Consider the following 23380-nt stretch of genomic DNA (forward strand, 5'->3'; position numbering starts at 1 on the left):
CGTATGTCAGGTTTTTTGCGGGAAAGCGCCGTCAGGCGCCCTCCCCGCCTTCCGCCAGTTTCTTCTGGTCCATTGCCGCCTTGACCGTCGCAGCGGCAGCGGCGGCCGATGACGGATCGTTGCTGGCAACCTGAACGGTTGGCGAAGCAAAGACGACGCCATTCTGGATGAATGCCTCGCGGATCATCATGTAAGCCTTCCGGCGGATCGTCGTCTGATAGCCTGGCTTCGTCATCATCGCAAAACTCAGATTGATGCCGTAATCCCCAAATTGTTCGACGCCTTTCATCTTCAGCGTCTCCAGGATCATCGCCCCGTACTCCTCGTCCTGAAGCAGGGACGCGCCGACAGCCTTGACCATCTTGCGCACCTTGTTGATATCGGTGCCATAGCCTACCGAGATCGTGAACTTGTCGATCACCCAGTCGCGGCTCATGTTCTGGACGGCGCCGAGCGTACCGAAGGGCACGGTGAAGACCGGGCCGCGATGATGACGCAGCCGCACCGAACGGATGCTGAAGGATTCCACGGTTCCCTTGTAGCTGCCGCTCTGGATGTATTCCCCGACCCGGAAAGCGTCGTCCATCATGTAGAAGACGCCACTGATCACATCCTTGACGAGGGTTTGCGAACCAAAGCCGATCGCCACACCAAAGATACCGGCACCGGCGATCAACGGACCAATCTGGACCCCAAGGCCGGAGAGAACCATCAATACCGCGATGACCGCAATGAGGACGGCCAGTACGGTCCGCAGCAACGGTAGCAGTGTCAGCAGCCGCCCGTTTCGCGCCGCGTGGGCGGAGTCTCCTGTGACCGAAGACCGTGCGTGCTCCAGCGTCCGGTTGATCAAAGCCTTGACGATCTGCCACAGGATATCAGCGACAAGCAGAATAACCGCGCCGGCCAAAACACCCTGGACGAGCCGGTCGGCCATCGCGTCGCCGGTAAACATCGACGAGCGTTTGCTGACAATGAATGCGAGCCAGAGCACCGCGAGCGCGATGATAAGCGCCCGCGCACCCCGCTCCACCAGAACTTCAATGACCGGGTTGCCACTGCCGGGCATGTCCGGCTGGCCCGCAAAAGCGCTTCTCGCCATCGCTGTCGTCGCTTTCAGGAGGCCAGGCAGAATCAGCGCATAGATGCCCAGCCACAGAACGATGACGAGGCCTGCGACCCAGAGCGCCCAGAGCAGGCAGAGGTAGAATGTCAACGCCCATTCCGTAGCCCCACGGCCATGTGGCCGGGCGATCGCTGCAGGCCGGTTCCAGACGGTTTCAATGCCAACCAGCAGCAGTCCCAGGCCAAGCGCATAAACGACCACGCCCCTTACGGCAGGTGTGATGTTCAAAGCCGCCATCACGCCGACAAAAGCCCAGCCGGCAAACAGGATACAAGCAAACCAGAAGATGCGCCTATACCAGAAGGCCCCGGATACCTGATCGGCCGAGGCCAGCCCGGTTGCGCCGTCAACCCCTTTGGCCGTATCGACCCCAACCAGCAACAGCCGGGCGATACGGATCACGAAACGGCAGGCGATGACGCCCAGAAGCAGGGGCAGCATCAGCGCGTCAAGCAACGGCGGCCATGTCATGGCCATGAACAAGCCGAGACTTGCCAGGCTGAAAGCCACAAGCGGTGCCAGCAGGGCAAACAGATGGCGGCCAGCGGCATACAAGGGGTTTTCGTGCGCGCCGTCCGCATGGGCCAAGGCTGCATGCAAGCGGCTGCGGCGTGCGATGCGGTGGAACAGCCATTCCGCACCAAGGCCGATCAGCACCAGCGTCAGGAACAGGACGAACACGCCGAAAGGTCCATGACCATTGATATCGGCCGCGATCGTCCCGCCTGCCCGCATGAATTCCGAGGGAACCAAGGGAATAGCCTGCACGATATGACGAAGATGATCCCGAATCCTGTCTCCCCAGGCGTTGAATTCGGTCGCGGACATGCTCGCGTCAGGCTCGGCAGCCGGTGCGGCCGTCTGTTTGTTGAGCAGCGCGCGAATCTCGGGATCGTCCAGCAGTTTGATCAGCTGATCGACCTTGTCCGAAGAAACCGGCGGACTTGCAGCCTGCGCAAAGGCTGGCTGGACGGTGGCAGTTCCGGCAGCAAAAGCCAGAACCATAAAAAACCAAAACCGCAACGCCAACAGTCTGATATTACCAGTCTTTCTCATGCGCCGACCCCCTTCAGCTCATCTCACCCCGATTGCACTTTCGTGCATTTCAGAGAGTTAGAGCATTCACCGGGAGCTTTGTCACCTGCAACCGCGCGATGAAGCAAAAGGCATGGTATTTTGTGCCATTCCGGTGGGTTATGGGGTTTTCGACATCCCCCGGCGTTCAACCCTTCGTCACAAAAGCGATCGCGGCGGCCAGAGCCTCGCCGGAAAAGGGTTTGACCACCAGTTGCACGTTCGGCCCCGGCGTCACGCCCTCGACATCGCTATGGCCGGTGGCGAAAATCACCGGCAACCCGGCCACCAGCGTCTTGGCACGCTCCGCCAGCATCACTCCGGACATGTCCGGAAGGCCGACATCCGTGACAAGCACGTCAATCGACCGTTCGGAAAGCACGGCCAGTGCCGTCTTGGCGTCGGCTGCTTCGAAAACCGTGTGTCCCTGATCTTCCAGCATGTCGACCGTGCTTGCGCGGATCAGCCAGTCATCCTCGCAAATCAGGATCGTCTGCTTATTATCCGACGATCGGTCATCTCTGGCCGGTTTCACCGGCTGTTCTGTAGCCGGTACTTTTGCCAGGACATGGCGAATCCGGCGGGCAAGCGCCTCACGGGTATAAGGCTTACTTAACAGCTCGACCCCTTCGTCGAGCCGCCCGGAATGAACGATCGAGTTTTCAGTGTAACCGGAGGTAAACAGCACGCCCAATTGCGGCAACCGCTCCCGTGCCTTGCGTGCCAGCTCCGGGCTTTTCAAGGTCCCCGGCATAACGACGTCAGTGAAAAGCAAGTCGATGGAGACACCACTTTCGATGACCGTCAATGCGCTTTGCGCATCCTTGGCCTTCAAAACCCGATAGCCGAGGTCGGTAAGAATGGCGACGACTGTTTCGCGCACGGCCTCGTCGTCCTCCGCCACCAGGATGGTTTCACTGCCGCCGGTGATTGGGCCTGAATCTCGCTCGATGAGCACGTCTTCGGACTGCGTCGAGCGTGGCAGATAGAGCTTGATCGTCGTGCCATGGCCCAGTTCGCTATAGATCTTGATATGACCGCCGGACTGCTTGACAAACCCGTAGACCATGGACAGGCCAAGCCCTGTCCCGCGGCCTTCGGGCTTGGTGGTGAAGAATGGTTCAAAAACCTTCTCCAATGTTTCCGGCGACATGCCCGTTCCCATATCGGTGACCGCAAGCAGGACATATTGCCCGGGCGGAACATCCGCATACGCTTCGGTATATTTGGCATCAAGATAGGCATTGCCCGCCTCGATCGTCAGCTTGCCGCTACCGTTCATCGCGTCGCGCGCATTGATGGCGAGGTTGAGGATGGCGTTCTCGACATTGCCCGGATCGATATGGGTATTCCAAAGGCCGCCAGCGACGATCGTCTCGATTTCGATCGCCTCGCCAAGCGACCGGCGCAGAATATCATCGAGATTGCGAACCAGCCGGCCGATGTTGACGACTTTCGGCGCAAGTGGCTGGCGGCGGCCAAATGCCAGCAATTGCGAGGCGAGTTTCGATCCGCGCGCAACACCGGCCATGGCGTTTTGGATGCGCTGTTCAGCCCGCTCGTTGGCCGGAATTTCATTGGCCAGCAGCTGAAGATTGCCACTGATCACCTGCAGAAGATTGTTGAAATCATGAGCGACGCCGCCGGTCAGGTTGCCAATCGATTCCATCTTCTGGCTCTGACGCAGGGCGTCCTGAGTCTGAAGCAATTCAGACGTGCGCGCTTCGACCCGTTGTTCGAGCGTAGCAGCCAACTCCGCCAAGGCGGCTTCGGCGATCTTCTGGTCCTGGATATCGGTATTCGTGCCGATCCATTTTTCGATTTTACCGGAGCGGTCCCGGAGCGAAACAGCGCGAACAATATGCCAGCGATAGGAGCCGTCATGGCGGCGAAGCCGGAACTCGGTTTCGTACTGCTCGCCAATATGACGCGCTGCAGCCCAGGCTTCGGCCGCTGCGTTGAAATCGTCAGGGTGCACGATCGCTCCCCAGCCGTCGCCATGAAGCGTGCCTGCAGGTACTCCGCTATACCGGTAAACGCGATCGTTGAACCAATCGAGTTGGCCATTAGGCAAGGCGGTCCAAACATGATTGGGCATGGACTGCGCAAGAATGCGGAACCTTGCCTCGCTCTCTGCAACCGCCTTTTCAGCAAGCTTGCGACTGGAGATATCGACAAACAGCGCCGCAAATCTGTCCGGCTCAGTCCTGCGCGCACGGACCTCAAACCAGCGGCCGTCCAGGGCCGCCACCTGAACCTCGAAGACCTTAGAGATCCCTGTGTTGACGACCTCGGCGTAAGCTTCGAAAACGTCATCGGAAATTGCAGGAATAACCTCGCGGACACTGCGCCCCAGCGCACTGTCGGCCGGCACCCCGGAATGCCTTTCGAAAGCCGGGTTAACTTCAACAAACTGAAAATCGTGGATCAAACCCTGATCGTCGCGAATGACTTCGCCGACAAAGAAGCCTTCCTGCATCTGCTCGAACAGCCCGCGCCAGCGCGCCTCGCCTTCGCGAACCGCAGCCTCGGCGCATTTGCGATCCGTAATATCGAAGGCAATGCCGATAAACCGTCTTTGACCGCTTTCCGGGCTGGAAACGACCTCACCCCGCCGCGCGATCCAACGGACCTCTCCCGTTTTGGGATCGATACGGCGATATTCGACATAATCGAGCGGATTGCTCTGGCTAAGCTTTGCTGGGCCTGTGTTGGCGCGGTCATCCGGATGCAGAAGACCAACCAGAAGCTTGTCCGTTACCAAAACATCTGGGGCAAGGCCCCAGATCCGGCGATATTCATCCGAGACCTCCAGCATGCCGGTCTGCGGATACCATTCGAATGTGCCGATACCGCCTGCTTCCTGGGCGATACGCAACCGCTGCTCGGTGCGAACCCGTTGCGTCGTATCTTTGATGATTGCCATGACACCGGCCGGTACGCCAGTTTCGTCTGGCACCGGGCTATAGTCGAGATTGAGCCAGACATCCTCCGGTGAACCATTGCGTTCGATGACCAAGTGCTGGTCCCGATAGCCAAGCGTCCCGCCACCCAGCACGACCTTGAGCACGTTGGCATTGAACTCCGCCACTTCAGGCCAATGGTCCCTGACATTCGAACCGAGCGAGATTGGGTGCCGCTGGCCGGCAAAGGCGGCGTAGCCTTCATTGTAAATCATCACGCCATCCTCGCCCCACAGCAAGATCATCGGGACCTTGGCGCGAAGGACAATAGAGACGATGGACTTGAGGTTCTCAGGCCAGCTCGGAAGTGGGCCGATTGAGGTTTTTGCCCAATCGAAATGATGGATCAGTGATGCGATCTCGCCACCTTCTGCGAGGAACGGGTATCGCGTGTCGGACGCAGGCGCTTGCATGAAAACCTGAAATGAACAGAGGAGCGCCGAGCAACAAAACCAATCGGCAGAAGGCCCTAATTAGCGCGCTTCATCGCGACATCAATCGGGTACCGACAAATTTTCGCCATTTTCCGAACGCGGCGGAACTCAGACGGCGCCGTTACTCCGCAGCCTTTGCGCGTTGGACCGGCCGAGCCCTGCGGCCAGGAACAAGCTGGGCGTAAAGCGCCGCATATTGTTCGGCGCTCCGCTCCCAGGAAAAATTGGCCTTCATGCCCTGGTTCTGGAGACGAGCCCATTTCTTTGGCTCCCGATAGGCCGCGAAGGCGCGGTGGATAGAGAGCCGCAGATTTTCGGCCGTAGGCGGATGAAACTGGAAGCCGGTTGCTACCCGGGCGGAAATCGCCGCATCATTGGCATCGATGATTGTTTCCGACAGGCCGCCGGTCCGCGACACCACCGGCACCGCTCCATAACGCAGGGCATAGAGCTGCGTGAGGCCGCAGGGCTCGAAACGGGATGGCTGTATGATGACATCCGATCCGCCATGGATGAGATGGGCTGTCGCTTCGTCATAACCAATGCGGACGCCGATACGATCGGGGTGCCGTCCGGCAATGGCCAGAAGCGCCGTCTCGATATGTTCCTCACCCTTGCCGAGCACAATCAGCCGGCCACCGAGGGACGCGACCTCCTCAGCGACATCGGCCAGCATGTCGCCGCCTTTTTGCCAGGTCAGCCGGGTCACGGCAGCAAAGACCGGGCCGGGGCGATCGTTCAGCCGGAAGGTCTCCAGCAGTTTAGCGCGATTCTGCCCCCGTAGCCTGATCCGCTTGTGATCGTAGTTGACCGGCAGGTAGGAATCCGTGGCCGGGTTCCAGATATCCATGTCGATGCCGTTGACGATACCGGTCAGCGTGTTCGGACGCGAACTCAGTGCACCGGCCATGCCCATGCCAAGTTCCGGCCCGATGACTTCACGCGCATAGGTTGGACTCACCGTCGTGATGGCGCTGGCCGTGCGGATACCGCCTTTCAAATAGCTGATGTCCCCGTAGTACTCCAGGCAATCGAGTGAGATGGCCTCCGGCGGCAAGCCGATCTGGCTGACAACGGAGGTTGGGAACTGCCCTTGGAATGCCAGATTATGGATCGTCAGGACGCTCGGAACCGCTTTGGCATTGCTCGAATACCGCATGTAGACGGAGGTCAGTGCGGTCTGCCAATCATGCGTATGAACGACATCCGGCAACCAATCCTTCAGCAATCCACCCGCAACGGCTGACGCCACATAGGACAAGACGGCAAACCGTTTCCAATTGTCCGGATGATCATGACCTGTCTCGTCGAGATAGGGACCTCCCGGGCGATTATAGAGGGCTGGCGCATCAAGGATCAGCAGATCAAGCTGCTCATAGCGAGCTTCGAGCAGCGAAGCCGGGGCGCCGAACAGGTCTGGGAAGAAATGGATCTGCCGGGCACCGGGAAGCTTTGCAAACAACGGCGGATAACCGGGCACCAGCGTACGCGTGTAGCAACTGTAGCCCTCAAGGGCCTTCGGCAACGAGCCTGTCACATCCGCAAGCCCGCCGGTCTTGATCAAGGGAAAAATTTCCGACGTCACCGAAAGTATCTTCACGCAGGTCACGTTCCTTGTACCACCGGTTATCATCACGACGCAGTTGCACGCGCCGCGACGGATAACCCATGATGTTGCAAAGCGCAGTCGATGTCCGCATAAAAGCGCATCGCGAGCGCAAAAAAATTTTGCACCGCAAAATCACGCGCCGGGAACAGCAGAATTTCCATCGACTCATGCACGCCGGAACTGTGGTAGCGATGACATCATGGCGTCGAGACGTGGAGCGCCGATCCCGGCACCCCATGGAATGTCAAAAATCAGGCGGTCTTGCTGCGTTTACGCGGAATAGGTTCGATTGAGCTTTCGTTCTTTACGACGGAAAGTTTAGAGGTCTTTACCGGCACCTGCGGCATTTCTCCTGCCGCCGCATTGGCCTCCTCCGTCAACTCCCGCAATGCCTGCAGCCAATGCACGTCATGACTGCCATCCGGGCGGCCGTCAGCTTCCCAAAGAGCGTAAGCCCGTAGCCTGATGTCGTCTTCGCTGATATCCGTCATCTGCTTCTCTCCCCTTGTCAAAGTGGCCAAATAGAAACTGCGACGAGAGCGCCTGGTTCCGCCTTTAACCGGCCACGCGAGATTTTTCCCGTAGAATATCCGGGCTGCAAAACAGGAATTCATACTGGAACTACACGTTCCCAAGATTACGAAATGGACGCGGCAAAACAATTCGCCCCATGATCCTACGCTCAAATCATGTGCCGTCGATGGTTTTCACAACCAGGGAAGGCGTTTTGCACCGTCTTGTTTGGAACTAAAGACGGTGAGCGCCGTTATGCACAGCGCACCGGCGTTGGGGACCGGCGCTTCAGGAGTTTGCCATGAGAAAAACCTTGCTCGCTCTCTTGCTGGCCGCTTCGCCTGTCGTGGCCGGGTCGCCCGCCACTGCCCAGCCGATGAAGATCGAAGACCTCTGCGTGAAAGTGGCAAAGCATCTGCTGATGACGGAAACATTCCATACCGGCGTCGTCCAGTCATTTCCGGAACTCACGCCCCCGGGTGCGCGCATGACCTATTCAACGCGCGACGGCGTCGAGAAGAAGGACATGGTCGATACGTTCGAATGCCAGTTCGACAACGCCACAGCCCCCTACGGGCTGAAACGATTTTGCCTCGCCAGCACCTGCTACTCCGCGGATGAAAAGAACGACGAAAACAAGCGCCGGTTCGACGAGGTGCGCATCTTACTGGAACGCGAAGGTCTTTAACGAAGACTCAGCCTAGCGTCCTGTTTTGGTAGCCATCCAGATGACGTGACGGGCGCCGCGGCCTTTGGTACTGGCGCGAACTGACAGTTCCTCGACCACAAAACCGGCCTCTTTCAGCCGACGGGTGAAGCCCGTATCCGGTGCTGAGGACCACACCGAGAGAACGCCGTTTGCCTTCAATGCCTTGCGCGCGGCGCGAAGTCCGGAAACGCTGTAAAGGTCATCGTTTGCCCGGCGGGTCAGTCCTTCCGGCCCATTGTCGACGTCAAGCAGGATCGCGTCGTATTCGCTCACAGCAGACTGGATGAGACGGCCAACATCGCCTTCTCGAATGGTGACCCTGCGATCGTCCAGACAGCCTGCGAACACATCCGCCATTGGTCCGCGCGCCCAGGCGACGACCGCGGGAACAAGTTCGCCGACCGTTATGCGTGCATCCGAGGGAAGTTCGGCCAGGGCTGCACGTAGCGTAAAGCCCATTCCGAGCCCACCGATCAGCATATGCGGACGCGGGTGACGGCGGACGCGCTCATAGGACAGACGCGCAAGGGCCTCCTCCGAACCGCTTAACCGGCTGTTCATCAGTTCGATCGTGCCGAGCATGATGGAGAACTCAGTGCCGCGCTGTTTCAGGCGCAGCTCGCCGCCACCGTCAGGCATTGTCGCTGTATCAATCAGGGTCCAGGGTATCACGGGCACTTCCAATCGTTGAGGCGCCCGCGATAGCACAGATGGACCGCGAAAACAGCCTAAAGCGTCGCCAATGCCCGGTTGGACATGGCGCCCCCATAGGCTTTGCGGATCGCAGCCTTCTTTTCCAGCGACACGATAATGTCTTCGGAAAAATCGACCTTGTGCATGGCGGCGATATCCGGAAGCCCCCCCGGCGTAAACACGTTGATCTCAAGAATCTTGTCGCCGACAATATCGAGGCCGACGAGAAACATGCCATCCTCGATCAGCTTGGGACGCACCATCTCGGCGACGGCGAGAATGTCATCCGTAATCTTGACGGCCTCGGCGGTTCCGGCCGCGTGCATGTTGGAGCGGACCTCTCCCTTGGCCGGAACCCGGCGGAAGGCCGCGTAGGCGCCGTTACGTTCAAGCGGTTTGCCATTCATCAGGAAGAAACGGATGTCGCCGGCCTTGGCCTCCGGCAGATAACCTTGAGCAATCAGGTAGCCCTCGCCGCTGACGGCTTCGAAGATCTGGTTGAGATTGGCATCGTCGGGCGTCGCAATCTTGAAGACGTTCTTGCCGCCTGACCCCTGTAACGGCTTCAGGATGACGCCTTTGCGGTGATCGGCGATAAAGGCGCGGATTTCCTCGATGCTCTTTGAGATCAGTGTTTCGGGGCGGACCGCCTCCGGAAAACCCTGAAAATAGAGCTTGTTCTGGGCGAGCGCCAAACCGGCGGGATCGTTAACAACGATCGATCCCCGCTCGCTGGCAAGCCGGCCGAACATGGCGCCGATATGGGCAGCCCATGGCCGGTCGTCGGAATCAAGCGATGGATCGTTGCGCAGGAAGATGACATCAACTTCACGGACGTCAATCGTCTGAACCTTGGTATCCTTGCCCTGGAAACCATCGTGGAATGTCTGGGCGTTCTTGTATTTCCCAGGGGCAACAGTGGTTGCCCGTACCATCAGACTATCGTCAGGCCGCAGGACGAAATCACCTGGCGCGATGTAGCAGACGTCATGGCCACGGGCGAGTGCCGCCATGGCCAGTGCGGTGGTGGTAAAATGAGGTTCCTCGCTCTCGATCGAATTGACGAAGAATGCGACGCGCATGGTGGCTCCTAACTGATGATCATATCCAACGGGTTCAGTCCCGCCCGCGCCTTGTCGAGGCGGGCCTGTGCTTGCGAATGGGTGAGAAAGGCAGGCCGGATGACAGGCGCCTTGAGTAGGCCGCGCAGGCTCAACTCCTGCATCACCTCAAAATGTGAGGCGGAAATCTTGCCCATCCAGAACGGATCGAGCGCGCCGCCCGATTTCAGATGGCTGAGCAGTTCCAGCAGGCCACGCAGATAGATGGCGTCCTTGGCAAGCCCGCCGCCACGATAGAGCCGCATGGCCAGATGGAAGGCAGCGACGGGGCCGAACCTGTGCTCGCCAACAAGCATGCCGTAGGTTTCGGCAAACGGCCGCCCTTCCAGCATCGCCGAGCAGGCGACGACGCGGGCTGCGATCAACCGTAGCCTCCCGACGGTCATGCCACCGGCCATGTATTCGGAAAACACGGCAAGGCCTTCCTGCATGCCTTCGTAGCCGGCAAGGCCGGATCGAAAGAGGCGAAGCCCCTGCGCCGACCCGTTAAAATAGGTGAGAAGATGCACGCCGATCTCGTGGCTCAAAAGAGCATGCACCCGGCCCCTCGGCATCAGCGTCTGGCGGGAGATCAGCAGGCGCTCACCGGAGACCAGCATCCCGGATGGCAAGTCGTCGCGCAGCTCGATCTCGGCTGCAAAGCCCTGATATTGCCGTTGATAATCAGCAATCATAACGTGGGCCGCAGCTTCGACCTCAGAACAATTTGCCGTCTGCGGATCGCTTTCAACATCATCGCCATCGCCGGCGAGTGCCGCTGTTTTCTTAAGGATATCAATAGCCACCCGGTAGAGCGACGGCTCCACCGGGCCATAAAGGGCACGCCCATATTCGACGAAACGGCCGGTTTCTCTCGCCGAAATCAGCGACAGCTGCAGATCCAGTTCCTGCTGCTTCTCACGGTAGAGATGGTAGAGGGCCGGATCCTCGAAGCGATCGAAGGCCACGGAAAACAGTTTCCGTTTTTCGGCTTCGACCTGCACCGACAATGGCCGATAGAGGAATCGCGGTTCTTGTTTGAATTTGTCTGCCTTGAATGCCTGCCAGGCGGCATCGGTATTGATCGGCGTAACGGCCAGCAGGAAATCAAAGCTCGAAGCGACATCATCGATGCTGCGATCGGCGCGGCTGACGGCATCGACGAAGGCCTTGCGGCCCAGCGCCCGGTGCGTCGTCAGCTTCAGGCTTTGGGTTGCATCGATAAACGCCGCAAAAGCCTTCAGGCCGGCGTCAAAAATATTGGCGACAAGGCGTTCGCGCAGATCTGGATAGGTACTGCGTGATTCCGGCTGCCGGTAGATCGGCGCGAAGCGGACGGCAACCAGGGGAAACCCGGTTTGCCCGGCAATCAAGGCGGCCTGGGAATCCGCCTTGATTGCGAAACGGTTGATGCGTGGCGTGCGGAACTTCACCTGCCGGATATCGGTGCCTTCGGCGAGCGCGGTTGCAGCTTTTCGAGCCGCCACATCATCCGTCGAGGCAATCCTGATCTCGAAAGGCGGAAGATAGGGCGCATCATCTGTTATCAGCGTATCGTGATCCAGCTCGTCGATGTCCAAAAGCAGGAACGCGCCGAAACGCTCACCCAAAACCGCCCCGACCGCCTCCAGGATCGGCAGCGCTTCCTTGATGTCATCGACCACCAGATAGGACGCATTGGCAGCAACGATGTCTCGGGCCGCAAGATCCTCCCTGCCCTTGCCGATATGAACCGACAGGAATGGCAACGGCCGGTCAATGTGAAGGCGGCCGCCGTTGTCAAAGTCCTTGCGGACGGATTTGTCCGTGCGGAGACAGTCAAGAATTTCTTCCAGCCATCCCGGATAGGTCGCATCGGCATTTTGATGTTTGCGCCGCGGGCTGGTCATGACCGCGCCCGCAACATCTCATGCAGCGCGGGCAGCGATAGGCGGATCATTTCCCGCATCGCCTTTAGCGTCTCGGGGTCCGGCTGACCGGTCCACTCGTCCATAAAGATTTTCTTGAACTCGATAGCGATGGCGCACCCAGTCTGCGGGAACCGTTCGTGGACGAAACGGGTCTGCTCACCTTTTCCCTGAAAGGCGACATTTTCCCGGACATCCATGCGCTGGCCACGAAATTCAAAGCTGCGTAGCTGTTCAACGAACACATCAAGCAACGGCGCCCAATGCTTCCGATCCATGGAGGACGTACCGATATTGATCTGCGGCGCTTTTTCAAACGGCATTTCGGGACCGTACGCACCTTCCCGGCGATGATTGTAACTGTGGATGTCGAGAAGGACGAAGGCACCGTATTGTTGCTCGATGCCGCGCAGATAGGACTCCAGCATGGCATAGTAGGCATCGTGCACGCCGAGCGAGGCTTTGATGGCTCCGTCCGGCAATTGCCGCGCCCAGACCTTCAGCCCCCAGGCCTGCTCCGGCGTCAGGTAAATCGCGCCGTCACGGGCACGGTTGATATCGATCTCGAAGCGGGACCGATGGAAGACGATGCGGTTGGGTAGATCGCGGATGAAAAACTCGGTGAACGGATCCTCCTCGCGTAACCGTTCATCGGCGCTAAGACCGAGGAAGCCCTGCAGGTCGCTACGGATATGATGGCCGTTATGAATGGCCGTTCCGACAATCGGCGAGGCACCGCGATGCGCCGACCACCAGTCGGAAAGGTCCGGATTGACAATAAATTCCTGGAAGGGGGACATGCTGTCCTTCTCGTTGGCGGGCAGCACGGGGCTGCGCTTTACAATCAACGAGTAAATGAACGCGAAACGCGTTTGTTCCATCGAAAGCTTCGATGGAACCCGTCATCAGCCTATGCAGGCAATATCGTGCAGGCAGAACTTCAGACTTCGGAGCCGGCCATTTCAGCGACATTTTTTGCCGGTTGGCAAAACGAGGCAATGGCCGCCTCGCAGGCACGCATGAAGCGCATGGAGGGGCCTTCACTGCCGGTTGCGAGCTTGCTCACCTGGGCACCCTCCATCAACATCGAAAGAGTGTCGGATAGCAACTCCGGTTCGCTCACGCCGGCATCGCGACAGAGTTTTTCGAGACGGCGCTGCTGGGTGATCTTGAAGTTTTCAATGACGGCATGGGCGGGATGGCCCTGCTCCTTGAGCTCAACGGCCGCATTGGCCAGATCGCACCCATATTGATTGTCGGCCAGACACTGTGCACGGGCTTTTACCCAGCTGTGGAGCTGGGCCATCGGATCGTTTGGATGGGATGCTTCGAGCTGATCCCAGAAAGCGGCGGCTTTTTCGGATGTGAACCGCAATGCTTCGCAGATCAGGTCATCTTTCGAGCCGAAATGACGGTAGAGCGTCATCTTGTTGGTTTCTGCCGCTTCGGCAATCGCATCGACGCCGATACCGCGAATCCCGTGCTGCCGGAACAGCTCGCAAGCCGTTGAAACAATACGATCTCGCGGCGCCTGGCGCGCTTGCACGCAGTCACCTTTTTCCAGCCTTATATCTGCCGGTTTCGGAGACGATACGGATTTCGAATTTTTATTGACAAGGCTTCTTGACATAGGTGTGACCGGTCGGTAACTATTCGAATGTTACTTACTGGTAACACTGCAATGCAACGATGTCAAGGTTAAGACACCGGACGGGATCCGCCCGCCGGAAAAGACGATGAACGAAGGAATACCCCAATGCACCAGGCAAACAGCGATCTGACCATCCATGAGGTCCTGACAGACCCGATGATCCGTGCCGTAATGCGTGCGGACGGCGTCACGACCAATGAAATGAAAACGCTTCTCTACTCCGCTGCCAGCGCACTTCGCCAGATGCAGCCGGGAACCGTAAGCGCCAAAAATCATACGGCCAACCTGCTGGCGGCTCCCAAGCGCCGCCTGCTGTCGATGGTCCATCCGCTCGCTTCGCGCTCGGACTGCCTACGCATGAGCGCGTAACGAACTTAAATCTCCCGGCGCATCCCTCCCAAGAATGCGCAAACAAACCCAGCCGGATGCCTCCACCGGCTGGGTTTTTGTTTGCAAAAATGATTGCCGCAACTGGCTCAGACCTTGACGGCCAGCTCGGCAAAATCCTCCGTTCCGAAGAACTTGAGATAGCGCTCGACTTCCGAAGGCTCGCCCGTCGCCTTGCGTGGATTGTCCGACAGCTTGACGGCAGCATGGCCGTTGGCATCGCTGACTTTGCAGACGACCGAAATCGGGTTCAGTCCACTGACCTGGGTCGGCGCACACCCGGCAAAGTCGTTCGTCAGGTTGGTCCCCCAGCCGAAGCTCATGCGCACCCGTCCCTGGAAATGCCGGTAGGTTTCGAGAATTGTTTCAACGTCGAGGCCATCCGAGAAGATCAGGAGCTTTTCCTTGGGATCACGGCCCATCTTCTTCCACCAGGCGATGATCTTCTCGCCGCCTTCGATGGGCGGGGCACTATCCGGCCGGAAGCCCGTCCAGTCGGCAACCCAATCGGGGGCATTGCGCAGGAAAGCGGCCGTACCGAAGGCATCTGGCAAAACGATCAACAGATTGCCACCATAGAGCTGGTTCCAGTCCTGCAGAACCTTGTAGGGCGCCAGGCCCAGTTCCTGTTCGGTGCGCGCAAGCGCTGCGGCGACCATCGGCAGTTCGTGCGCGTTGGTGCCCAGCGCTTCGAGATCCGTATCCATGGCCAGAAGCACGTTGCTGGTGCCGGAAAAGGACTTGCCGATGCCCTCCTTCAGTGCCTCGACGCACCAGCGCTGCCATAGGAAGCTGTGGCGGCGGCGCGTGCCGAAATCGGAGATCCGCAGGTCCGGATAGGTCTTCAGCTGCTCGACCTTCGACCACATCTTGGCCTTTGCACGCGCATAAAGCACATCCAGCGCAAATGGCCCCATATCCTTCATGGCCGTGCGCGAGCGCAATTCGTTGATGATCGCCAGTGCCGGAATTTCCCACATGGTCGTGTGGGTCCATTTGCCGGGAAAGGTCAATTCGTATTGGCCGTGCTTGCGGGACAGTTCGTAATCCGGAAGCTGGAAATCGGCGAGCCAGGCGAGGAAATCCGGTGCGAAGATCTGCTTGCGGCCATAAAACGTGTTGCCGGCGAGCCAGATCATTTCTTTCTTGGTGAACCGGAGACCGCGAACATAATCCAGCTGTTCGCGCAGTTCCTGCTCGTCGATTTCGTCGGTCAATAGAACCGTCTTGGTACGGTTGATGACCGAGAACGTTGCGTCGACGTCGGGATAGAGCCGCCAGATCATCTGCAGCATCAAAAGCTTGTAGAAATCCGTATCCAACAGGCTGCGCACGACCGGGTCGAGCTTCCAGGCGTTGTTATAGACGCGCTGCGCGATGTCCGTCTTGGTCATGAAAGCTCTCTCCCGCTCCAGCACTGCATGGCGCGACGTATCCGTTATCCCCCAGTCATGGCACGGCATTTAGCCTCGCCGCAACAGGCTGATGCAACAAAGCAATTGCCCGAAAGCCGCAAAACTCGCGCCGCACAGGGTTGCAAGAGCAAGATAGGCAGAAAACATCACATGATCACATACAAATATCACAAAATATCACTATTTTGGTTGAAATTCTCACGCCGACAGTTATATCAGGGACAGATACAGACCGCGCGAAAGCACTCCTATGAAGCCCGAAGACCGCCGCCAGGCGATCATGGATATCCTGATGGAAACGGGCTCGGCTTCGGTCGAGGATCTCGCCGGCCGGTTCGCCGTCAGCAAGATGACCGTGCACCGCGATCTCGACGACCTCGAGCAGGCGGGCCTTTTGCGCAAGGTTCATGGCGGCGCCTCGATCCAGTCCAGCCCGCAGTTCGAAAGCGATTTCCGTTACCGCGAGAAGATTGCAGCGGAGGAAAAGCGGCGGCTGGCCCAACACGCAGCGACGCTGATCGAGCCCGGCCAGATCATCATCATCGACGATGGCTCCACAGCAGGTGGCGTGGCCGATTATCTCAAGGATATCCGGCCGCTGACAGTGATCACCAACAATCTCGGCGTGATCAACAAACTGGCGGCGGTCCCCGGCATCGATGTGATCTCGCTTGGCGGCCAGTATTCGAAGAAATTCAACGGCTTTTTCGGCATCACCACCGAGGAAGCCCTCCGTTCGCTGCGTGCCGACATGGCCTTCCTGTCAAGTTCGGCCATCCACGGCGCCTCCGCCTTTCATCAGGATCAGGAAGTCGTCCAGACCAAACGCCAGATGATCAGGTCAGCGGCGCAGACCGTCCTGCTCGTCGATCACGGCAAGTTCGGCAAATCCGCCCTGCATTTCCTGACCGGGTTGGATCTCTTCGACACGGTTCTGACAGGTGCGGAAATCGAGCTGGCCTACGAACAAGACCTCAAGGACGCCGGTATCAAACTTCAGAAAATTAGCGGCAAAACCGCGGAGGAAACAGCATGACAAAGACATCCGTCTGGGTTGGAACCAGCTGGAAAATGAACAAGACGCTGACTGAGGCCATGGCTTTTGCTGACGGTCTGGCAGAAGCCGACGCGACGCGCGACAACCGCGTCCAGCGCTTCGTCATTCCGCCATTCACAGCCACACGCCAGGTGAAGGAGCGGCTTGCCGCCACCAGCGTCAAGGTCGGCGCACAGAATATGCATTGGGACGACGCTGGCGCCTGGACCGGCGAAATTTCGCCGATCATGCTCAGGGATTGCAATCTTGATATTGTCGAACTCGGCCATAGCGAACGGCGCGAACATTTCGGCGAAACGGATCGCACGGTCGGCCTGAAGACGGCCGCCGCCGTTCGGCATGGCCTGACCCCGCTGATCTGCATCGGCGAAACGCTGGCCGAGCGCGAAGCCGGACAGGCCGATATCGTCCTGCGACGTCAGGTCGAAGGCGCGCTCGCGCTGATCGAGGGCGCAGACAAGAGCAAGCCCATCCTGCTTGCCTACGAGCCGGTCTGGGCAATCGGCGTCAATGGAATTCCCGCCTCCTCCGACTATGCCGACGAACGCCACGCCCTGATTGCCGAATGGGCAGGGGCACGCCTTGGCGTTTCCGTACCAGTTCTCTACGGCGGCAGCGTCAATCCCGGCAATTGCGAAGAGCTGATCGCCAAGCCGCATATCGACGGCCTGTTCATTGGCCGCTCGGCCTGGGATGTGGCGGGCTATCTCGACATCCTCACACGCGTCTCCTCGGCGCTTTGAAACCCAGTCAACGGAAGGATACAGCCATGAAAATCGCAATCGGCGCCGACAGCGCAGGCAAGCCGCTTCTCGACATCATCGAAGCCCATCTCGCCACCAAAAGCGGCCTCGAAGTCAGCAATCTCAGCCAGTCCGGCTTTTATGCCGATCTGTCCAAGGGGCTGGCCGAAACCATCGTCAATGGTCAGAACGATCGCGGCATCCTGATCTGCGGCACCGGCATCGGCGTCTCGATCGCCGCCAACAAGGTGCCAGGCATCCGCGCGGCGCTCACCCACGACACCTATTCGGCCGAACGTGCCGCCAAATCCAACAATGCGCAGATCATTACCATGGGCGCGCGCGTCATCGGGCCGGAACTGGCCAAGGCCATCGTCGACAAGTGGCTGGACTCCGAATTCGACCCGAACGGCTCGTCGGCCGGCAATGTCGAGGCGATTGACCGCCTCGATGCAGGCAAGTGACGTCCTGATCAAAACCCTTCAGCAGAATATGTGATCCTCCCTCATATCCTGCAGAGCGACGCCCGGCGAAAATGCCGGGCGTTTTCGTTTGAAGCGGTCTTGCCGCGCCGGTGGACCCACCCGGAGGGGGACCACATCTAATATACCTTAAGCGGGACACCGAAATCTCGGCGTCTGTAACCGGAGGGTACCGGCGTTTCAGGAATTGAGGGTGTATCCATCCTGAGCTTCAGCGGCCAAGCGATCCGAATAGCGCCGCATCATTTCCACCTGAACTTCTGTCTGGAAGGCCATCACCTGGCTGCGGATGGCATCCTCGGAGCACCCGAGACTGCTCAGGCGTTTTGCCAAAGCGCGGCACTCGGTTTTCCAGTACTGGAGAGCCTCTTCGCCATGGACGTTTTCCAGCTCGCTGGCGCAGCGTCTGATGGTGCTTGCCTGTCCCGATAAGGGAAATGGCACGACCCGTTCTTCCGTTTCAGAAAAACGCACATCCTTCAACGCAGCACTCATCAGGCGGTTCTCCATGTTGGTGATTCTGATTTACAAAGCATATGGTTAACGCTTCGTATCCGAAGCCTGGCTTTCCCGGTTTCAGCGTCCGAAAGCTCGCCTCCAGCGCGAGAATGCGCTGCCACGCCCAAGCCAAACTGAAGAACCCAAGCAGCAGATCAACCCCACCCTCAGCTATCTCTGCACCCCCCCAAGACACAGCCTGCTCACACATCTCCCTGACCAATGCCCGCCTGATCGCCGGATGGACCGCTCCATCATCCGGTAGGGCGGCGCGAAAGTGCGCACGATGTCGCTTGCAATAATCATCCATATGTGAAAATCTTCTTTACATAAGAAAACTGGAGGGCGCACATGGACATCAACAACCCGGCAGCACTTTGCGTGGAGTACATGCCATGAGCGCCGCTGCACCGACCGTGGGCGTTTCCTCCACGCATCCTTCGGACATGCCGACGGACCATGCTTCGCTTCCGGTCTGGAACGCAGAAAACTGGCTCTATGAGGATTGGCCGGTTGGACAACGCATTCGATCATTGCGGCGCACGATGGCCGAGGGTGACAGCCACATGTTCAACATGCTGGTTACCGATATTCACCCTTACGTGCAGGACCAGATGTTTGCCGAGCGGGAGGGCGTTTTCGGCAAGCGGCTGATTGCTGGCGCCTTCGTGTTTTCAGCCGGCCTCGGGCTGGTCGCCACCAATTGCGTCAACGCCTTTTCCTATGGTTACGACAAGCTGCGCTTCATCAAGCCGGTCTTCATCGGCGACACCATCTACACGATCCGCACCAACCTCGATAAGCGCCCGCGCTACAAGGACATGGGCCTGATCCGCGCCAGCTACGAGGTGTTCAAGGGCGAAGGCGAACTGGTGCTCTACTGCGAGCATCTGCAAACCGTGAAATACAAGAACCCGGCCGACTTTGCCGGCAAGACGGAAAAATCATAAATGTCAGCGGATACCGATCTTCCCCTCGCCGGCCTCGTCGTCGTCGATCTCAGTCAATTCCTGTCCGGTCCCTACTGTTCTCTGCGGTTGATGGATCTTGGCGCGCGGGTCATCAAGATCGAGCGGCCCGATGGCGGCGACCTGTCGCGGCGCCTCTATCTCAGCGACACCGAGATCGGCGGCGATTCCACCATCTTCCACGCGATCAACCGGGCGAAGGAAAGCCTGTCGATCGACCTGAAGGACGAAAAGGATCTGGCCTCGCTGCGAACGTTGCTGACCAAGGCCGACGTGCTGATCCAGAACTTCCGGCCCGGCGTCATCGAACGGCTCGGGCTGGATTATGAAACGGTCGGGAAGATCAATCCGCGGCTCGTCTACGCATCGATCAGCGGCTATGGCGAGGAAGGCCCCTGGGTCAAGCGGCCGGGCCAGGACCTTCTGGCGCAATCGCGTTCCGGCGTGATGTGGCTCAACGGCGATGAGGATCAGGGGCCAGTTCCGTTCGGCCTGGCAATCGGCGACATGCTGGCCGGCGCAGCCCTTGCTCAGGGCATTCTCGCAGCGCTCGTCCGCCGTAGCATCAAGGGTACCGGCAGCCATGTCGAGACCAGCCTGCTCGAAGCATTGGTCGATTTTCAGTTCGAGGTACTGACAACCCACCTCAACGATGGGCGGCGCTTGCCGAAACGCGCAAATTTCCGCAGCGCCCATGCCTATCTCTCGGCACCTTATGGCGTCTATGCGGCCGCCGACGGTTATCTCGCCATCGCCATGACGCCGATCCCGAAGCTGGCCGATCTGCTCGGCATGGACGAGCTTGCGCCCTACCGCGACAACTCCGCCACCTGGTTTACCGCGCGCGACGAGATCAAGGCGCTGATCGCCAAACGCATCGCGACCAAGACAACAGACGAATGGCTGGCGATCCTTGAACCGGCGGATATCTGGTGCGCCCGGGTGCTGAACTGGAACGAGCTGATGGAGAGCGAAGGCTTTCAGGTTCTCGACATGCTGCAGACCGTCACCCGCGAGGACAATATTTCCATCACGACAACGCGCTCGCCACTCCGCGTCAACGGTGTGCGCGCCAAGGTCGATCGTGCAGCACCGCGCATTGGCGAGCACAGCCAAGCCATCCGCGAGGAGTTCGGCCTATGACGATCACACTCAAGGGCATGACCTGGAACCACCCGCGCGGCTATGATCCGATGGTCGCCTGCTCGCGCCGCTGGTTCAATGAAACCGGCGTCACCGTCGAGTGGGAAAAGCGCTCGTTGCAGGATTTCGAGACATTTCCAGTCGGAGAACTGGCAAGACAGTTCGATCTCATCGTCATCGACCATCCGCATGTCGGGCAGATCACTCATGAGAAATGCCTGCTGCCATTGGATATTGCCGGACGCGAGGGCGAACGTGCGGCGTTGGCCGCCGCCAGTGTCGGCAGATCCTATCCGAGCTATTCATGGCAGGGCCGCCAATGGGCATTTCCTATCGATGCGGCAACACAGGTGCAGGCCTGGCGGCCTGATTTGCAGGCCACGCCACCTGCCAATTGGCCAGAGATGCTTGAGTTGGCACGAGCTGGAAAAGTCCTCATCCCACTGCGCCCGCCCCATTCATTGATGTGTTTTTACACACTCTGCGGCAACCTCGGACGGCCTTGTGCGGTCGAGGGGCCGGGCGATCTGATCGGCATGGAAACCGGTATCCAGGTTTTCGAGATGTTGCGCGAGATCGCCGGTCTGGTCGATCCAGCCTGCTTTGAAATGGACCCGATCGCGATTCTGGAACGGATGGCAGCGCCAGAGGCAAAAGCCGCCGTATCACCACTGATCTATGGTTATGTCAGCTATTCCGTGGCTGGCTTCCGGCCGGGCCTCATTCGTTTCGGCGATATTCCACCGGTGGACGACGGCGGCCCGATCGGCTCGGCGCTGGGCGGAACCGGTATTGCCGTCTCGGCATTTTCCAAAAACCCAGATGCCGCCATCGACTTTGCCTACTGGATCGCCAGCGGCGATATCCAGAAGACCGATTACGCCGCAGCGGGCGGACAGCCGGGCCATGCGCACGCGTGGGAGGATGCGGCGGTCAATCTCGCCACTGCCGACTTCTATCGCGCCACCCACGCGACGCTTGACGCCGCCTGGGTCAGGCCCCGCCACGATGGCTACATGGGCTTCCAGCAGGCAGCATCGGATCGTTTGAACGAAGGCCTGTTGCAGCGTCAATCGGCCAAATTAGTGGTGGCCGATATCAATCAGCTGTTCGCTGAAAGCTTCCGATAGAAGGACCGGCCGGCGGATAACGCCGGCCACCTGTTTAGAGACGCCAAAGCCGCTTTGCATTGCCTGACAGCAGCTTGTCGCGCTCACCTTGCGAACATCCGGCCAGCAGCGCATGCGTCGCCGCCATCCAGGTCGACAGACCTCCGCCAAGCGTGCAGACCGGCCAATCGCTGCCCCAGACGACACGATCCCAGCCGAATTGCGCGATCGTGTGCTCGACATAAGGCCGCAAGGTTTCGACCGACCAGTTTTCCGCTTCGGCATAGGCGACGACGCCGGAAATCTTCGCGGTGACGTTTGGGCGTTTGGCGATCTCAATCATATTGTCCCGCCACGGCTGTACGGCGCCGGAAGCGATGGCGGGAACGCCGCAATGGTCGAGGATAAACTGGACGTCCGGCGCCAGATCGGCCAGCGCGATGGCTTTCGGTATCTGATGCGGCAGAACACAAAGGTCGAAGGACAAGCCAGTCCCACCAAGCCGTTTGATGTTCTCGCGAAACAATGCACCTTCCGAGACGTCATCGGGAACGACATGCAGCACACGGCGGAAACCCTTGACGAACGGGTTCGCCTGCTGGCGCTCGAGATGGGCGGCGAAACCCGCCTCTTCCGGACGGCAGGCGGCGATTGCGCCGGCAATCAGGTTTTCGGGGCGTTGCGACAGCGTCTGGACATAGCCGATCTCGGCCTCGATCTCCGAGGGATCGACATCAACCTCCATGTGCAGGGCAGCCCCGATGCCGCAGCGTCTGGCTTCGGTCGCATAAGTTTCATAGAGAAAATCCCGATCCAGCGCAGGTACGCTCGACAGCCACGGATAGGCAAGTGCCGCCCTGTCAATCAAATGCAGATGGGTATCGATGATCATCGTCCGTGTCCTCCCCGGCGTTATTCTCGACTATTTCACACAAGAAGATATCATTCAAATAAGAAGTTCATCACCCAAGTGCTCTGAATTCCTGCCTATTCCGTATGGCTGACGTCTGATCCGGCGAGCAGCGAAAGCTGGGCAGCCGTCTTTTGTAAAAGCGCGATGCTTTCGGATATATCAGGGGCGGACGGAGCGTTGACCAGTGCAATATAGGGGCAGGTCAATGCGGCGATGCCGCGCCCGTCCGGCCCGAGGATCGGCGCCGACAGGTTATAGACGCCAGCGGTCTGGGCGCTGGCCATCATCTCGTATCCGCGCTCGCGGATCCGGTCGAGCCGCTCGAAGAAATCATCGGACAAGGGTGGCTCGGTTTGGCTTTTCACATGTTCGGAAATCATCATCTGCCGCTCTTCCTCAGACCGGAATGCGAGCAGAACGTGACCGGAACCTGTGTCGAACAGGCTGATGTGCGAGCCGACGCGGATCGAAATGCCCCAGTAATCCGGAGCTTCCTGCTGGGCGATGACGACAGCAAAGCCACGATCAAAAACGGCAAGATGATTGGCCTGACGGCTGCGCTGGGCAAGGTCGCGCATCAGCGGGGTCGCATAGGATGCCAATCGCCGCACCGGCGCATGCAGCTGCGCCAAGCCGAACAGCTTGAGCGTCAGCGAGTAGCGGTCGCCATCAATCCGCGTCACATAACCGCGCCGGACCAACCGGTCGAGCATACGGTAGAACTCGTTCGGGCTGCGCTCAAGCTTCTTGGAAATCTCAGCCTGCGTCAGGCCGCCATCGACACCGGCCAGTAACTCAAGAATATCGAGACCTTTGTCCAGCGCCGGTGCGCGGTAGCGGTCGGATTCGTCAGTGTCCATCAACATCTCCCCCTGTGAATGAGATA

The 23380-nt window shown here is 59.0% G+C and carries 22 protein-coding genes; 8 read left to right on the plus strand and 14 right to left on the minus strand.

Features of this window, described 5'->3' with window-relative positions; translation table 11 throughout:
- Positions 1-31 precede the first annotated feature (31 nt).
- From ASD36_RS24045 to ASD36_RS24060, 5 genes are all read right to left on the minus strand, one after another.
- The gene (locus ASD36_RS24045; protein WP_060502277.1) at positions 32-2182 is read right to left on the minus strand and encodes a mechanosensitive ion channel family protein; all 2151 of its coding nucleotides are present in this window, start codon (positions 2180-2182) and stop codon (positions 32-34) included.
- A 166-nt stretch (positions 2183-2348) separates the two neighbouring features.
- Positions 2349-5576, minus strand: a complete 3228-nt coding sequence (locus ASD36_RS24050) for a PAS domain S-box protein (RefSeq protein ID WP_082511973.1) — start codon at positions 5574-5576, stop codon at positions 2349-2351.
- A gap of 142 nt (positions 5577-5718) precedes the next feature.
- Complete coding sequence (gene glgA / locus ASD36_RS24055) at positions 5719-7197, minus strand: glycogen synthase GlgA (protein WP_060502438.1); 1479 nt, start codon at positions 7195-7197, stop codon at positions 5719-5721.
- A 32-nt stretch (positions 7198-7229) separates the two neighbouring features.
- Positions 7230-7367, minus strand: a complete 138-nt coding sequence (locus ASD36_RS30805; protein WP_156393914.1) for a hypothetical protein — start codon at positions 7365-7367, stop codon at positions 7230-7232.
- Between the two features lie 90 nt (positions 7368-7457).
- Complete coding sequence (locus ASD36_RS24060; protein WP_060502278.1) at positions 7458-7697, minus strand: DUF2934 domain-containing protein; 240 nt, start codon at positions 7695-7697, stop codon at positions 7458-7460.
- Between the two features lie 323 nt (positions 7698-8020).
- Here ASD36_RS24060 and ASD36_RS24065 point away from each other — a divergent pair, with 323 nt between their 5' ends.
- Entirely contained in the window at positions 8021-8407 is a 387-nt protein-coding gene (locus ASD36_RS24065) for a hypothetical protein (RefSeq protein WP_060502279.1), read from the plus strand.
- A 12-nt stretch (positions 8408-8419) separates the two neighbouring features.
- Here ASD36_RS24065 and ASD36_RS24070 read toward each other — a convergent pair whose 3' ends face one another.
- The 5 genes from ASD36_RS24070 to ASD36_RS24090 form a co-directional block, all read right to left on the minus strand.
- Positions 8420-9100 carry a hypothetical protein gene (locus tag ASD36_RS24070; RefSeq protein ID WP_060502280.1) on the minus strand — a complete coding sequence of 227 codons (681 nt, stop codon included), beginning with the start codon at positions 9098-9100 and terminating at the stop codon, positions 8420-8422.
- A gap of 56 nt (positions 9101-9156) precedes the next feature.
- A complete protein-coding gene (locus ASD36_RS24075) occupies positions 9157-10203 on the minus strand; it encodes a glutathione synthetase (protein ID WP_060502281.1) in 1047 nt (348 codons plus the stop codon).
- 8 nt (positions 10204-10211) lie between these two features.
- Positions 10212-12110 (minus strand): flavohemoglobin expression-modulating QEGLA motif protein, encoded by a 1899-nt coding sequence (locus ASD36_RS24080; RefSeq protein WP_060502282.1) that lies wholly within the window; start codon positions 12108-12110, stop codon positions 10212-10214.
- Positions 12107-12928 carry an N-formylglutamate amidohydrolase gene (locus ASD36_RS24085; RefSeq protein ID WP_060502439.1) on the minus strand — a complete coding sequence of 274 codons (822 nt, stop codon included), beginning with the start codon at positions 12926-12928 and terminating at the stop codon, positions 12107-12109. Before ASD36_RS24085 ends, ASD36_RS24080 begins: the two co-directional genes overlap by 4 nt.
- Before the next feature lie 140 nt (positions 12929-13068).
- Entirely contained in the window at positions 13069-13758 is a 690-nt protein-coding gene (locus ASD36_RS24090) for a TetR/AcrR family transcriptional regulator (RefSeq protein WP_060502283.1), read from the minus strand.
- Between the two features lie 126 nt (positions 13759-13884).
- Between ASD36_RS24090 and ASD36_RS24095 the strand changes: the two genes are divergently transcribed.
- A complete protein-coding gene (locus tag ASD36_RS24095; RefSeq protein WP_037110229.1) occupies positions 13885-14148 on the plus strand; it encodes a hypothetical protein in 264 nt (87 codons plus the stop codon).
- Between the two features lie 107 nt (positions 14149-14255).
- On the opposite strand, the gene pncB is transcribed toward ASD36_RS24095, so the two are convergent.
- On the minus strand, positions 14256-15560 hold the full coding sequence (gene pncB, locus ASD36_RS24100) for a nicotinate phosphoribosyltransferase (RefSeq protein ID WP_060502284.1): 1305 nt from the start codon (positions 15558-15560) through the stop codon (positions 14256-14258).
- 271 nt (positions 15561-15831) lie between these two features.
- On the opposite strand from pncB, the gene ASD36_RS24105 reads away from it, so the two are divergent.
- From ASD36_RS24105 to ASD36_RS24115, 3 genes are read left to right on the plus strand one after another with little or no spacing between them, the layout of a single operon-like run.
- Positions 15832-16617 (plus strand): DeoR/GlpR family DNA-binding transcription regulator, encoded by a 786-nt coding sequence (locus ASD36_RS24105; protein ID WP_060511927.1) that lies wholly within the window; start codon positions 15832-15834, stop codon positions 16615-16617.
- On the plus strand, positions 16614-17381 hold the full coding sequence (locus ASD36_RS24110; RefSeq protein WP_060502286.1) for a triose-phosphate isomerase: 768 nt from the start codon (positions 16614-16616) through the stop codon (positions 17379-17381). Before ASD36_RS24105 ends, ASD36_RS24110 begins: the two co-directional genes overlap by 4 nt.
- 26 nt (positions 17382-17407) lie before the next feature.
- The gene (locus tag ASD36_RS24115; protein WP_060502287.1) at positions 17408-17845 is read left to right on the plus strand and encodes an RpiB/LacA/LacB family sugar-phosphate isomerase; all 438 of its coding nucleotides are present in this window, start codon (positions 17408-17410) and stop codon (positions 17843-17845) included.
- Positions 17846-18043: 198 nt separating this feature from the next.
- Here ASD36_RS24115 and ASD36_RS24120 read toward each other — a convergent pair whose 3' ends face one another.
- A complete protein-coding gene (locus ASD36_RS24120; protein WP_244481915.1) occupies positions 18044-18373 on the minus strand; it encodes a DUF6074 family protein in 330 nt (109 codons plus the stop codon).
- 383 nt (positions 18374-18756) lie between these two features.
- Between ASD36_RS24120 and ASD36_RS24125 the strand changes: the two genes are divergently transcribed.
- Genes ASD36_RS24125 through ASD36_RS24135 form a run of 3 tightly spaced genes read left to right on the plus strand, consistent with a single transcriptional unit; the run spans position 18757 to position 21602 of the window.
- Positions 18757-19311 (plus strand): MaoC family dehydratase, encoded by a 555-nt coding sequence (locus ASD36_RS24125; protein ID WP_060502288.1) that lies wholly within the window; start codon positions 18757-18759, stop codon positions 19309-19311.
- Positions 19312-20472: a CaiB/BaiF CoA-transferase family protein gene (locus tag ASD36_RS24130; RefSeq protein WP_060502289.1), complete on the plus strand. Its 1161-nt coding sequence runs from the start codon at positions 19312-19314 to the stop codon at positions 20470-20472.
- Complete coding sequence (locus tag ASD36_RS24135) at positions 20469-21602, plus strand: extracellular solute-binding protein (protein ID WP_060502290.1); 1134 nt, start codon at positions 20469-20471, stop codon at positions 21600-21602. Before ASD36_RS24130 ends, ASD36_RS24135 begins: the two co-directional genes overlap by 4 nt.
- Before the next feature lie 34 nt (positions 21603-21636).
- Here the strand turns inward: ASD36_RS24135 and ASD36_RS24140 are convergent, their stop codons facing one another.
- Positions 21637-22473, minus strand: a complete 837-nt coding sequence (locus tag ASD36_RS24140) for an amidohydrolase (protein ID WP_060502291.1) — start codon at positions 22471-22473, stop codon at positions 21637-21639.
- 95 nt (positions 22474-22568) lie between these two features.
- The gene (locus ASD36_RS24145) at positions 22569-23354 is read right to left on the minus strand and encodes an IclR family transcriptional regulator (RefSeq protein ID WP_060502292.1); all 786 of its coding nucleotides are present in this window, start codon (positions 23352-23354) and stop codon (positions 22569-22571) included.
- Positions 23355-23380 lie beyond the last annotated feature (26 nt).

The sequence above is a fragment of the Rhizobium sp. Root1334 genome, assembly GCF_001426665.1.
Classification (GTDB): Bacteria; Pseudomonadota; Alphaproteobacteria; order Rhizobiales; family Rhizobiaceae; genus Pararhizobium.

What these genes read in the sequence shown, in the direction of transcription:
- ASD36_RS24045 (WP_060502277.1), bottom strand. Translation starts at nt 2,182, where the DNA reads ATGAGAAAGACTGGTAATATCAGACTGTTGGCGTTGCGGTTTTGGTTT.
- ASD36_RS24050 (WP_082511973.1), bottom strand. Translation starts at nt 5,576, where the DNA reads ATGCAAGCGCCTGCGTCCGACACGCGATACCCGTTCCTCGCAGAAGGT.
- ASD36_RS30805 (WP_156393914.1), bottom strand. Translation starts at nt 7,367, where the DNA reads ATGGAAATTCTGCTGTTCCCGGCGCGTGATTTTGCGGTGCAAAATTTT.
- ASD36_RS24060 (WP_060502278.1), bottom strand. Translation starts at nt 7,697, where the DNA reads ATGACGGATATCAGCGAAGACGACATCAGGCTACGGGCTTACGCTCTT.
- ASD36_RS24065 (WP_060502279.1), top strand. Translation starts at nt 8,021, where the DNA reads ATGAGAAAAACCTTGCTCGCTCTCTTGCTGGCCGCTTCGCCTGTCGTG.
- ASD36_RS24075 (WP_060502281.1), bottom strand. Translation starts at nt 10,203, where the DNA reads ATGCGCGTCGCATTCTTCGTCAATTCGATCGAGAGCGAGGAACCTCAT.
- ASD36_RS24080 (WP_060502282.1), bottom strand. Translation starts at nt 12,110, where the DNA reads ATGACCAGCCCGCGGCGCAAACATCAAAATGCCGATGCGACCTATCCG.
- ASD36_RS24085 (WP_060502439.1), bottom strand. Translation starts at nt 12,928, where the DNA reads ATGTCCCCCTTCCAGGAATTTATTGTCAATCCGGACCTTTCCGACTGG.
- ASD36_RS24090 (WP_060502283.1), bottom strand. Translation starts at nt 13,758, where the DNA reads ATGTCAAGAAGCCTTGTCAATAAAAATTCGAAATCCGTATCGTCTCCG.
- ASD36_RS24095 (WP_037110229.1), top strand. Translation starts at nt 13,885, where the DNA reads ATGCACCAGGCAAACAGCGATCTGACCATCCATGAGGTCCTGACAGAC.
- pncB (WP_060502284.1), bottom strand. Translation starts at nt 15,560, where the DNA reads ATGACCAAGACGGACATCGCGCAGCGCGTCTATAACAACGCCTGGAAG.
- ASD36_RS24105 (WP_060511927.1), top strand. Translation starts at nt 15,832, where the DNA reads ATGAAGCCCGAAGACCGCCGCCAGGCGATCATGGATATCCTGATGGAA.
- ASD36_RS24110 (WP_060502286.1), top strand. Translation starts at nt 16,614, where the DNA reads ATGACAAAGACATCCGTCTGGGTTGGAACCAGCTGGAAAATGAACAAG.
- ASD36_RS24115 (WP_060502287.1), top strand. Translation starts at nt 17,408, where the DNA reads ATGAAAATCGCAATCGGCGCCGACAGCGCAGGCAAGCCGCTTCTCGAC.
- ASD36_RS24120 (WP_244481915.1), bottom strand. Translation starts at nt 18,373, where the DNA reads ATGGAGAACCGCCTGATGAGTGCTGCGTTGAAGGATGTGCGTTTTTCT.
- ASD36_RS24125 (WP_060502288.1), top strand. Translation starts at nt 18,757, where the DNA reads ATGAGCGCCGCTGCACCGACCGTGGGCGTTTCCTCCACGCATCCTTCG.
- ASD36_RS24130 (WP_060502289.1), top strand. Translation starts at nt 19,312, where the DNA reads ATGTCAGCGGATACCGATCTTCCCCTCGCCGGCCTCGTCGTCGTCGAT.
- ASD36_RS24135 (WP_060502290.1), top strand. Translation starts at nt 20,469, where the DNA reads ATGACGATCACACTCAAGGGCATGACCTGGAACCACCCGCGCGGCTAT.
- ASD36_RS24140 (WP_060502291.1), bottom strand. Translation starts at nt 22,473, where the DNA reads ATGATCATCGATACCCATCTGCATTTGATTGACAGGGCGGCACTTGCC.
- ASD36_RS24145 (WP_060502292.1), bottom strand. Translation starts at nt 23,354, where the DNA reads ATGGACACTGACGAATCCGACCGCTACCGCGCACCGGCGCTGGACAAA.